Annotated in this window: 10 protein-coding genes; 7 read left to right on the forward strand and 3 right to left on the reverse strand. The window is 63.3% G+C overall.

The window, feature by feature from the left end:
• The first annotated feature begins 34 nt into the window (after nt 1-34).
• The 4 genes from PQ467_RS18100 (at nt 35) to PQ467_RS18115 (ending at nt 5,535) form a co-directional block, all read left to right on the forward strand.
• Nucleotides 35-967 carry a PDR/VanB family oxidoreductase gene (locus PQ467_RS18100; RefSeq protein ID WP_274176930.1) on the forward strand — a complete coding sequence of 311 codons (933 nt, stop codon included), beginning with the start codon at nt 35-37 and terminating at the stop codon, nt 965-967.
• A 93-nt stretch (nt 968-1,060) separates the two neighbouring features.
• Nucleotides 1,061-2,392: an MFS transporter gene (locus tag PQ467_RS18105; protein ID WP_274176931.1), complete on the forward strand. Its 1,332-nt coding sequence runs from the start codon at nt 1,061-1,063 to the stop codon at nt 2,390-2,392.
• Nucleotides 2,389-4,017, forward strand: a complete 1,629-nt coding sequence (locus tag PQ467_RS18110; protein WP_274176932.1) for a GMC family oxidoreductase — start codon at nt 2,389-2,391, stop codon at nt 4,015-4,017. The genes PQ467_RS18105 and PQ467_RS18110 overlap by 4 nt, the downstream gene beginning before the upstream one ends.
• 45 nt (nt 4,018-4,062) lie before the next feature.
• The gene (locus tag PQ467_RS18115; protein ID WP_443193027.1) at nt 4,063-5,535 is read left to right on the forward strand and encodes an aldehyde dehydrogenase family protein; all 1,473 of its coding nucleotides are present in this window, start codon (nt 4,063-4,065) and stop codon (nt 5,533-5,535) included.
• A 7-nt stretch (nt 5,536-5,542) separates the two neighbouring features.
• Here the strand turns inward: PQ467_RS18115 and PQ467_RS18120 are convergent, their stop codons facing one another.
• On the reverse strand, nt 5,543-6,769 hold the full coding sequence (locus PQ467_RS18120; protein ID WP_274176933.1) for a LysR family transcriptional regulator: 1,227 nt from the start codon (nt 6,767-6,769) through the stop codon (nt 5,543-5,545).
• Between the two features lie 132 nt (nt 6,770-6,901).
• Between PQ467_RS18120 and PQ467_RS18125 the strand changes: the two genes are divergently transcribed.
• Nucleotides 6,902-8,041, forward strand: coding sequence for an acyl-CoA dehydrogenase family protein (locus tag PQ467_RS18125; RefSeq protein ID WP_274176934.1), 1,140 nt, complete (start codon nt 6,902-6,904; stop codon nt 8,039-8,041).
• Nucleotides 8,042-8,082: 41 nt separating this feature from the next.
• On the opposite strand, the gene PQ467_RS18130 is transcribed toward PQ467_RS18125, so the two are convergent.
• Nucleotides 8,083-9,273: a CaiB/BaiF CoA transferase family protein gene (locus PQ467_RS18130; RefSeq protein ID WP_274176935.1), complete on the reverse strand. Its 1,191-nt coding sequence runs from the start codon at nt 9,271-9,273 to the stop codon at nt 8,083-8,085.
• A 103-nt stretch (nt 9,274-9,376) separates the two neighbouring features.
• Entirely contained in the window at nt 9,377-10,114 is a 738-nt protein-coding gene (locus PQ467_RS18135) for a FadR/GntR family transcriptional regulator (protein WP_274176936.1), read from the reverse strand.
• A gap of 131 nt (nt 10,115-10,245) precedes the next feature.
• On the opposite strand from PQ467_RS18135, the gene PQ467_RS18140 reads away from it, so the two are divergent.
• A complete protein-coding gene (locus PQ467_RS18140; RefSeq protein ID WP_274176937.1) occupies nt 10,246-10,992 on the forward strand; it encodes an electron transfer flavoprotein subunit beta/FixA family protein in 747 nt (248 codons plus the stop codon).
• 38 nt (nt 10,993-11,030) lie between these two features.
• Entirely contained in the window at nt 11,031-11,960 is a 930-nt protein-coding gene (locus PQ467_RS18145; RefSeq protein WP_274174371.1) for an electron transfer flavoprotein subunit alpha/FixB family protein, read from the forward strand.

Raw genomic sequence — 11,960 nt, forward strand, 5'->3', positions numbered from 1 at the left:
GTCACGATAGGCATCGCGCCAAAGGGAGAGTGTGATGCAGGCACGTATTCGGGCCATCCGTTGGGAGGCCGAAGGCATTTTGTCCTTTATTCTGGAGCCGGTCGGCGGCGGGCTGATGCCTTCTTTCGATCCGGGGGCGCATATTGATGTGCAACTGGCGCCGGGGCTGACGCGCAGCTATTCGCTGGCCAATGATCCGGCGAACCGCACGCATTACGAAATCGGGGTGCATCTCTCGCCGGAAAGCCGGGGCGGATCGCGCCACATCCATGAACGCTGGCGCGCGGGCGATATTGTCGAGATTTCCGAGCCGAAGAACAATTTCCCGCTGGTCGAGGATGCCGTTCATACGGTGCTGATCGCCGGGGGCATCGGCATTACGCCGATGCTGCCGATGATCGCGCGGCTCAATCGGCTGGGGCGCAGTTGGGAACTGCATTATGTTGCCGCTACGCCCAGCCGCGCGGCCTATGTCGACCATGTTGCCGAATATGATGGCGTCACCGTCGTCTTTGACGGGGTGCCGGGCGGACAAAGGCTGGATTTGCAGGCGATCAGCGCGAACGCCCCGGTCGATGCCCATCTCTATTGCTGCGGCCCTACCGGGATGCTCGACGCCTTTGTGGCAATCAACAGCGACCGGCCGCAGGGCCATGTCCATATCGAATATTTCAGCGCCGAAACCGTGGTGGCCACCGAAGGCGGCTATACGCTCGAACTGGCCCGCAGCGGCAAGACCATTGCCGTGGAGGAAGGCGAGACGATGCTCGACGCGCTGCTGACGGCGGGGATCGACATTGGCTTTGCCTGCGGTGAGGGCGTTTGCGGCACTTGCGAGGTGAAGGTGCTTGAAGGCCTGCCCGACCACCGCGACCATTTCCTGACCGATGCCGACAAGGCCGCGAACCGTTCGATCATGGTCTGCTGTTCGGGTTCGAAATCGTCCCGGCTGGTGCTGGACATCTGAGAGAGGCGCGGCCTTGCTTCGCCTGAAGGCGGGGCCGTGCAGGTTTGACGGATAAGCGGCGAAACAATCGCCGCACCGTGCGAGGAGAAGATCTTGGCCCTTGGTGCAACAGAAATGCCCTGCCGTCCGGCGCGTGGGGTCCGGCTTTATCGGCTGGGCGTGGTGATGCTGATTGCCCTGACGGTCGTGCTGGACGGGCTGGACAATCAGATGCTCGGTCTGGCCGCTCCGGCTCTGCTGCATGAATGGGGGCTGAAACGCAGCGTTCTGGGCGGCATTTTTGCGCTGGGTTTCGTGGGCATGGCTTTGGGCACATTGCTGGCGGGCCAGATCGGCGATCAGTATGGGCGCCGCGTGGCACTGTTGCTGGGGGTGGCGCTGTTCGGCGCGGCGACGCTGGCGACCGGCTATGCCGGGGCGGTCTGGCATCTGGCGCTGCTCAAGGCTGTGGCCGGGGTCGGGCTGGGCGGTGTGCCCGGCACGGCGGCGGCGATGATCGCCGAATTCACCACGGCCCGCTGGCGCAGTCTGGCGGTTACATTCGGCGTGGTCTGCGTGTCGATCGGCGGCATTCTGGGCGGCGGCATGGCAGCAACGCTCCTGCCCTTGCTGGGCTGGCGCTGGCTGTTTTGGGCCAGCGGGGCGCTGACCATGGTGGTTGCCCTGATCCTGCTGCGCTGTCTGCCGGAATCGCCGGGCTTTATGGCGCGTGATGCAACCCGGCGGGATGAACTGGCCCGGCTGCTGCGGCGGCTGGGGGAAGCCTCCGCTGCTGCGCCGCCCCGTGCCGTTGTGGCCCTCCCCCCAATGGGAGAATTGATGAAGGGCGATCTGGCGCGCAGCACGATGGGGCTTTCCGCCGCGATGCTCTCGGGCATGTTTCTGATCTATCTGATGTTCAACTGGGCACCCATGCTGCTCTCGGCGCAGGGCTTCTCGTTGCGGGAAACCAGTCTGGGTCTGACATGGTTCAACATGGGCGGCACGCTGGGGGCGATGCTGGCGGCTCTGGCGATCATGCGGGTGGGGTCGCGGCTGACGCTGCCGCTTATGGCTGGACTTGGGGCTTTGGTCTGCGCCTTGCTGGCCTCTCTGCCAACGCTGTTGGCCGGACATGGGGCGGGCGTGATGGTCGGGCTGGCCCTGCTGGGCCTGACGGCCAGCGCGGCGCAATCGGCCATGTTCGCGCTGGGCGCGCATGCCTTTCCTTTGCCACTACGGGCGCGAGGCATGGGGCTGATGGGGGCGGCCGGGCGCATCGGCGCGCTGGCCAGCGCCTTTGCCGGATCGTGGCTGGTGGTGGGCTGGTCAGGCTTTTTCGCCACGCTGGGCGCGCTGATGGTGGTCAATATGGCAAGTTTTCTGGCCGTTCGCGGCCATATCCCCCCGCTGGGCCGGGGCAGAACCGAGGATCTTCAAGGGTGAGCGACACATTCGATTATATCGTCATCGGTTCGGGATCGGCGGGCAGTCTGCTGGCCAATCGCCTGTCGGCCGATCCAGCCAACCGGGTCGCGTTGATCGAGGCGGGGCCGTCCGACCGCCAGTGGCCGGTCAATATCAAAACGATCATGCCGGTGGGCAATATCTTCCTGATCCCGCATGAACGCTATAACTGGAAGCACAGCCTGTCGGGCAATGAGGCGATCGGCGGGCGCAGCATCGGCTTTCCCCGCGGCAAATTGCTGGGCGGTTGCAGCGCGATCAACGGCGGCGTCTATATCAGGGGCCAGCGCGAGGATTATGACGGCTGGGAGCGTGCGGGCAACGAAGGCTGGTCGTATCAGGATGTCCTTCCCGCGTTCATGGCGGTGGAAAATTACGCCGGGGCAGATAAACCATGGCATGGCAAGGGCGGCGAACTCGATGTTCAGCGTCCCGCCTCGCTCAACCCCATTACCCATGCGATCATCGCGGCGGCGGGGCAGGCGGGCCACGCCCGCAACGAGGATTTCGCGGGCGAGAAGCAGACCGGTTTCGGCCCCTATGACCTCAACCAGCGGCGCGGCACCCGCCTGTCGAGCGCGCGGGCCTTTCTGCATCCGGTGCTGGGTCGGCGCAATCTGACCGTGCTGTCCGACACTCTGGCGCGGCGTATCCTGATTGACCGGGGCCGCGCCTATGGCGTGGAGATCGAGCAGGCCGGACAAAGGCGCGTGCTTTCCGCCCGGCGCGAGGTGGTCCTGTGCGGCGGGGCGATCAATTCGCCGCAATTGCTGATGCTTTCGGGGATCGGCCCTGCGGCGCATCTGCGCGACAAGGGCATCGATGTGCTGTGCGATCTGCCCGGTGTGGGCGCGCATTTGCAGGATCATCCCACGGTCCACCTGTCGATGGAAAACCCCAGCGCGGAATCCTATGCGCTTTCGCCGCGCACTTATGGCCGCGCTTTGCTCAGTCCTTTGCGCTATCTGCTGCGGCGCGAGGGCATGTTGGCCAGCAATGTGGCCGAATGCGGCGGTTTCCTGTGCACCGACGGCAGCGGGCGGCCCGATATTCAGATCACCTTTCTGGTTGGGCTGAAGGCCAATGCGCGCGTCATTCCTTCCGAGCATGGCTATATGGCGCTGGTCCAGTTGCTCCGCCCGAAAAGTCAGGGATCGGTGCGTCTTGCCAGCAACCGGGCGGAGGACAAGGCGGTCATTGACCCCAATTTCTTTGCCGATCCCTATGACATGCGCACGTTGATCGCCGGTTTCCGCGAGGCGCGCCGCATTTTTGCCCAGCCGGCTCTGGCGCCGATGACCGGGGCAGAGATCGAGCCGGGCGCCCATGTGCAGAGCGACGCACAGATCGACCAGGCCCTGCGCCAGATCGTCAACACCGCCTATCACCCCACCGGCACCTGCAAGATGGGGCCGGACAGCGATCCGATGGCGGTCGTCGATGGGCGGCTGCGCGTGCGGGGCGTGTCGGGTCTGCGCGTGGTTGATGCATCGGTAATGCCCGAAATCATCAGCGGCAACACCAGCGCCCCCACGATGATGATTGCCCAGCGCGCCGCCGCTTTCATTCTGGAAGACGCCGCAAGTTCGAACATCGCGGCCTGAGGCCGCCGGACAGATTTGGAGAGATTCCCCATGGAAATGACCCTGATGCGCAAGCCTCCCGCCATGCTCGACCGGATCGAGCAGGACATGCTGATCGGCGGCGCGCGCGTGCCTGCCCTGTCGGGCCAGCGATTTGAAACGCGCAATCCGGCCACCGGCGATCTGCTGGCCCGCGTGGCGCAGGGCGGAGCGGAGGATGTTGATCGCGCCGTAAAGGCGGCCCGCGCCGCCTTTGAAGGCCCATGGCGTCGGATGAAGCCGGCCGAGCGCCAGCGCATCATGCTGCGTCTGGCCGATTTGGTCGAGGAGCATTTTGAGGAACTGGCGATGCTCGACACGCTCGATCTGGGCGCGCCGGTGTCGCGCACGATTTTGGGCAAGGGGCGTGCGGGCGCGCTGCTGCGCTATTACGCGGGGCAGGCAACCTTGATCGCGGGCGACACTTTGCCCAATTCGGCGCCGGGCGATGTGCTCTCGCATACGCTCAAAGAACCGATCGGCGTGGTGGCGGCCATCAACCCGTGGAACGGCCCCATCGGCATGTCGGTGTGGAAGGCGGCGCCGGTGTTGGCCAGCGGTTGCACCATGGTGATGAAACCGGCTGAACAGACCCCGCTCTCGGCGCTGCGCTTTGGTGAATTGTGCCTTGAGGCCGGGGTGCCCGAAGGCGTCATCAATGTGTTGACCGGGCTTGGCGATGCGGGGGCGGCGCTGTCCTCGCATCCCGGCATCGACAAGATTGCCTTTACCGGATCGACCGGCGTGGGCGAAAAAATCCTGCATGCCGCCGCCTCGACCATGAAGCGGGTGAGCGTGGAACTAGGCGGAAAATCGCCCAATATTGTCTTTGCCGACGCTGATCTGGACAAGGCGGTGCCTGCCGCCGCCATGGCCGTTTTTGCCAATGCGGGGCAGATTTGCAGCGCGGGTACGCGCCTGTTTGTCCAGCGTTCGATCCATGATGAATTCATGGCCCGACTGGCCGATTACACTCGGACCATTCGCGTGGGCGATCCGCTGGACCCGGAAACGCAGATCGGGCCAGTGGTGTCCGCGCCTCAGATGGAGCGTATCCTGAGCTTTATCGAAGGGGCAGGGCAGGAGGGCGCCCGCACGCTGGTGGGCGGGGCGCGCATGGGCGGCGATGGTCTGGACAAGGGGTTCTTTGTTGAACCCACAATCTTTACCGGCGTGGCCGACGATATGACCATCGCGCGTGAGGAAGTGTTCGGCCCGGTCCTATGCGCCTTTGCCTTTGATACGATTGACGAAGTGCTGGCCCGCGCCAATGCCACGCCCTTTGGTCTGGGCAGCGGGGTGTGGACGCGCGACCTGTCTACCGCGCATCGCATGGCGCGGGGCATTCAGGCCGGGTCGGTCTGGGTCAATTGCTATCAGATGCTCGATCCGGGCGTGCCTTTCGGCGGTTACAAGCTGAGCGGGTTTGGCCGCGAATCCGGGCCGCATCACATTGAGGATTATCTGGAAACCAAAGCTGTGTGGATCAATCTGGACTGAAGCGCGATTATACCCAGCCCGTGCCGCGTTGCTCGGGCTGGGCCGTGCTTGAGCGCATGACGGTGGCCACCTGTTCAAGGCATTCGAGAAAGTGATGCTGGGTGGCGGTCGGACGCCAACTGCGCCGCGTGGTGATGCCCATCACGCGGCGGCTGTGTTCGAGCGGCGCGCCGATCTGTGTAAGCAGCCCGCTGCGGATTTGCAGCGCGACCTGATCGGGCGAGAGCAGGGTGAGAAAATCGCCCTCGGTCAACAGGCGGCCGATAATCATCACCGATCCGCATTCGACCGGTGTAGGGGGCAGGGGCGCGCCATCGAACAGGCGTTGCCATTGTTCGCGCAGCGGCGAATTGGCGGGCGGCACGATCCAGCGATAGGAACCCAGTTGCTCCAGCGTCGGTTCGGCCACCCCGGCCAGCGGGTGCCGGCTGCCTGCCGCGATCACCAGCCGGTCCTCATAAAGCGGCATTTGATAAAGATCGGCGATCTCAAAGGGGCGCAGCGCGCCCACGATCATGTCGATCTCGCCATCGCGCAGTGGTTCAACCAGTTCGCGCCAGCTTCCTTCCAGCACCTTGAAGGCGGCATGGGGATGACTGTTGGCCATGCGCGCCATGGCCGTGGGCACCAGATAGGGGCGTGAGAGCGGAAGCGCGCCAAAAGCAATCTGCTCGCCCCCGCTGTCAAAGCCCAGATCGGCCACCGCCGCGATGATCTCCGCCACTGCCAGACGCGCCCCGCGTGCAAGGCGTTTGCCCGATGGATTGAGCCAGACCGCCCGTCCGCGCCGCTCGACCAATTGGCCGCCGATCATATGCTCCAGATCGCCCACGGCGCGGTGGACCGCCGTTTGCGACATGCCGCTGCTTTGCGCCGCGGCGGCAAAACCGCCCGCCTCGACCAGTGCAAGAAAGGCTCGAAGCTGGGTCATCGTCATCAGCCGTTCGGGATATTGGAAAACCGCCGAAAGGCCCTTGGTGGCATGGGAAAGATGATCGAGCGCGGCGCGGGTGCGTTCGATCACAATGGCGCCCATGGGCGTTGGCACCATGCCGCCTGATCGGCGCTCGAACATCGTATAGCCGAATTGACGCTCCAGCTTGGCTAGCCCTTGGGTGAGCGCGGGTTGCGAGAGGCTGACGCTGTCGGCGGCGGCGGTGATGCTGCCCTTTTCGGCAATGTAGAGCAGGGCGCGCAAATGCCGCAGGTTCAGGTCGAAAGGATCGGCTGCCATGAGGGCGATTGTAGGGGAAGGATGGCCGCGCGCCAATCGTGAAATTCAAATGGACTGACCTTTTATTAAATGGTACGACCATTTGTGATTTGGCGCCGATGTGCCCAAACCCTTTCCACAAGGAGGATGCAGATGGACTTTGAATTGCCCGAGGAAATCGCTGAATTTCGTGATGTTACGCGCCAGATCGTCAATGGTCTGCTGGTCCATGAACGCGCTTTTCACGAAACCGGCAAGGTCGATCCGATCGTGCGCAAGACGCTGGTCGAAAACGGCTATTTCGGCATGGCGCTGCCTGAGGAACATGGCGGCCTTGGACTGGGCGCGCTGGCGCAAGCAGTGGTGCAGATCGAGCTGGCGCGTTTGCCCCCCCAGTTCTGGACCGAATTGCGCCCGCTGATGGGGCCGGGCGCCAAGAACATTATCCAGCATGGCAGCGAGGAGCAGAAAGCCCGCCTGTTGCCCGGCATGGCCACCGGCGAGATCGGCATCGCCTTTGCCCTGACCGAGCCCAATTCCGGCTCCGACCCCGGTTCGATGCGCACGACCGCTGTGCGTAACGCCGATGGCTGGCGGATCAATGGCAGCAAGACCTATATCTCGAACGGCAAGAACGCCAATTACGTGATCGTCTATGCCTATACTGATAAGTCCAAAGGGCCGCGCGGCGGCATCACCGCCTTTCTGATGCCCAAGGACACGCCCGGTTTCGCGGTGACCGGCACGATCGAATTGATGGGAACTGCTTCGCCCGGCGTCTATGAACTGGCCTTTGACGATTGCCAATTGCCCGCCGATGCGGTGATTGGCGAGGAGGGGCGCGGCTTCCATTATGCGCTCGAAGGGTTGAACGAAGGGCGGATGAATGTAGCCGCCACCGCTGTGGGAATGGGCGAATACGCGCTGGAGCTGGCGATGGCCGAAGCCAAGGTTCGCCCTGCGTTTGGCGGCGTGATTTCCGATTTTCAGGCGATCCGTCATTATATCGCCAACATGGCCACCGACATGCGGGCAGCGCGCCTGCTGCTGCTGGATGCGGCATGGCGCTATGATCAGGGTGAGAAGAAGCGCGAACTGGCCTCAATGGCCAAATTGTTCGCCACCGAGGCGGGCAGCCGCACTGTGGATACCGCGCTCCAGATCTTTGGCGGCTCGGGCTATTGCAAGGGCTTTGCCATCGAGCGGCTCTATCGCGACATCCGCATCACGCGGATCTATGAAGGTTCCTCGGAAATCCAGCGCAACACGATTGCGCGCGAATTGCTGCGTTGACCGGCAAGTGGCGGGGTGCGTGATGCGCCCCGCCACAATGATCAGATCAGATCGCCCGCCGCGCGCAAGGCGGCCAGATCGCCTTCTGACAAGCCCAGTTCCGCCGTCAGGATCGCTTCCCCATCCGCGCCCAGCGCCGAGACATGATTGCGGGCATGACAGCGCGAATTGCTCATGCGAAATGGCGGATTGGTGACGAGGTAAGGCCCCGCCCCATCGTCGATCCGGGTAAAGGCGCCTCTTGCTGCCAGTTGCGGATCGTCCAGCACTTCCTCTACCCCGCGATAGAGCGCGCAAGGCACGCCATGGCTCGCCAGAATGGCCTCGGCCTGCGCTCCGGTCTGTAGGCAGGTCCATTCCTCGACCAGGGAGAGCAGCTTGGCCCAATTGGCATTACGGTCTGCGTTGGTGAGGAAGCGCGGGTCCTGCTGCCATTCGGGATGGCCCACGGCCTGCGTCAGCTGCTCGAAATTGCGCGGGCTGGTGGGCGCGACCATGATGAAACCATCCAGCGTGCGCAGCGGGGTGTAGAGCGGGCGGCGCGCGTCGCCGGGAAATTGCGCGGCCTGAGTCTCATAAACCAGCATGCCCACCATGGCCTCCAGCATCGAAACGTCGATATTCTGGCCCACACCGGTCTTTTCGCGCTGATAGAGCGCGGCCTGTATCGCGCCAAAGGCATGGGTGCCGCCCAGCACATCGGCAATGAAAACGCCGCTTGTCGCGGGACGCTGCGCATCGTCCTGATAGTTGAGATTCACTATATCAAACCCGCTGGCCGCATGGATGACCGGGGCATAGGCGGGATGGTGCGCCTTGGGTCCGTGTTGGCCATAACCGGATATCGAGCAATAGATCAGGCGGGGATTGATGGCCGACAATGTGGCAAAATCCAGCCCGAAGCGCTCCATAACACCGGGGCGGAAATTTTCGATCACGATATCGAAACCGGGCACCATCTGCTGGATCAGATCGCGGATGGCGGGAGCCTTGAGATTGCAGGCCAGCGATTGCTTGCCTGCGTTGAGGTGCCCGAAATAGGCGCTGCGGCCATCGCGCTGGGGGGGGCGGGCGCGTACCTGATCGCCTTCAAGCGATTCGATCTTGACCACCTGCGCGCCCAGATCAGCCAGCATGCGCGAGGCAAAGGGACCGGCCATGACGCTGGTGAAATCCAGCACGCGAACGCCCGCAAGCGCGTCGCGGGCGGGGCCGGGATAGGGGTTGGACATGAGCTCTCCCTCAAATAGTATAATGGTCCTACCTATTGCATGAGGGCGCAGGCGGGTCAATCGCGCATCATATGCGGCGATAATTGATGGGGCGAAAAGACGCTTAGCCTGCGGCTGCGCGCGCCTTCATATTTTTGCGAACATGGCGATGGATGCGTTCGAGATGCTTGCGCATTTCCAGCGCGGCGGCCTCGGCATCGCGTTTGCGCAAGTGGCGGATCAGGCGCATCCGGGAATCAATCAGTGTTTCCTGCAAGGTTTGATAATCGGGGCCTTGGACGAACTCATGCAGGATCGAGGAAAGCGAATTGACGAAAATGCCGTAAATCCGGTTCTTTGTGGCCCGAGCCAGCACTTCATACCATTGCGCGGCGCATTCATAGCGCGCCTCAACGCTGCTTTCCTGCTTGGTGCGCTCGGCAATCGCCTCCAATTCAGCCAGATCCGCCTCGGTCGCTCTTTCGCAGGCGAGGCGCACGATGATATCCAGCGTGGCAAGACGCGCTTCGGTCAGTTCCTCAAGCGAGACATTGCCCAGATGCACATAGTCCTGCATCGCCTGAATGATGCGGTCCGGTTCGGCCGCCTGAATGAAGGAGCCGCCCTTCACGCCCTTGGTGTTGCGGATGATCCCGGCCATTTCCAGGCTGCGCAACGCCTCGCGCAGCGCGCTGCGGCTCACCTGAAACTCCAACGCCAGTTCACGTTCAGCGGGCAATTTATCACCCGTTTTCAATGACCCATTGGCCAGTCGTGCCCTGATCTGTTCGCAGATCACTTCAAAGGTGCGCTGGGTCTTGATGGGGGCGAAATTAGGGCGGGCGGCGGGCGCAAGTGGCATGGCGATATACTCTGTAAGGAAACGCCTGCCGGTATAACGTCTGCGCAAAAAGGAGCAATGGCCAGACCGTAGCGCCTTGACAGAGATGCTCAATGTCATAATGGTACGACCATTAAACAAGGATGCTGCATATGAAGATATTCGTACCGATCAAGCGCGTGCTTGATTACAACGTGAAGCCTCGTGTGAAGGCGGATGGTTCGGGTGTTGACCTGAGCAATGTGAAGATGAGCATGAACCCGTTTGACGAGATCGCGGTGGAGGAGGCGGTTCGCTTGAAGGAGCGGGGCGTGGCCACCGAGGTTGTGGTGGTGTCGGTTGGTCCGGCGAAGGCTCAGGAGACGCTGCGTTCGGCCCTCGCCATGGGGGCGGACCGGGCGATTCTGGTGAGCACGGAAGAGACCGTCGAGCCGTTGGCGGTGGCGAAGATTTTGGCCGCGATCATGGCCGAGGAGGCCCCGCAACTGGTGGTGCTGGGCAAGCAGGCGATTGACGATGACAGCAATCAGGTGGGGCAGATGCTGGCTGCCTTGACGGGGCGGCCGCAGGGGACGTTTGCCAGTAAGGTCGAGGTCGAGGGCGATGCCGTGCTGGTGACGCGCGAGGTCGATGGCGGGCTGGAGACGGTCAAGCTCACGCTGCCCGCGATTGTGACGACCGACCTGCGGCTCAATGAACCGCGCTATGCTTCGCTGCCCAACATCATGAAGGCCAAGTCGAAGAAGCTCGAGACGAAGAGCCCGGCCGATTACGGTGTGGACATCACGCCGCGCCTGAAGGTGCTGAAGGTTTCCGAACCGGCGGTGCGCAGCGCAGGCGTGAAGGTCGCCGATGTCGATGCGCTGCTGGGCAAGCTTAAAGAATTGGGCGTCGCCTGAGCGAAGGCGAGGGCGAAACCAAGAAAAGGAATTGTAACATGGCTGTTTTGGTGTGGGCCGAGCATGACAATGCGGCGCTCAAGGATGCGACGCTCTCGGCGGTGACGGCGGCCTCGCAACTGGGCGAGGTGCATGTGCTGGTGGCCGGTTCCGGCGTTGGCGCTGTGGCCGAGGCGGCGGCGGGAATCGCGGGCGTGGTCAAGGTGCTGGTGGGCGATGATGCGGCCTATGCGCATGGGCTGGCGGAGAATGTTGCGCCGCTGGTGGTGGGTCTGATGGAGGGCTATGACGCCTTTGTCGCGCCCGCAACGACCACGGGCAAGAACATCGCCCCGCGCGTGGCGGCTTTGCTCGATGTGGCGCAGATCTCGGATATTCTGAGCGTCGAGGGCCCCAAGAGTTTCACCCGCCCGATCTATGCGGGCAATGCAATCGCCACGGTCGAGAGCTCGGATGCCAGGCTGGTGATCACCGCGCGCGGCACCGCCTTTGCCAAGGTCGAAGCCACCGGCGGCAGCGCGACCATCGAGGCCGTCGCCACCACCGGGGACGCGGGAATTTCCAGCTTTGTCGGCGCGGAAATCGCCAAGTCGGAACGCCCCGAACTGACCAGCGCCAAGGTGATCGTCTCGGGCGGGCGGGCCCTGAAGGATGCCGAGACCTTTGCCGCCACGATCCTGCCGCTGGCCGACAAGCTGGGCGCGGCGGTGGGCGCGAGCCGCGCCGCCGTGGACGCGGGCTATGTGCCCAATGACTATCAGGTGGGCCAGACCGGCAAGATCGTCGCGCCGCAGGTTTACATTGCCGTGGGCATTTCCGGGGCGATCCAGCACCTTGCGGGCATGAAGGACAGCAAGACCATCATCGCCATCAACAAGGACGAGGACGCGCCGATCTTCCAGGTGGCCGATATCGGGCTGGTCGCGGATCTGTTTACCGCCGTGCCCGAGCTGACGGGGAAGCTGTAA

Source organism: Novosphingobium sp. KACC 22771 (assembly GCF_028736195.1).
Classification (GTDB): Bacteria; Pseudomonadota; Alphaproteobacteria; order Sphingomonadales; family Sphingomonadaceae; genus Novosphingobium.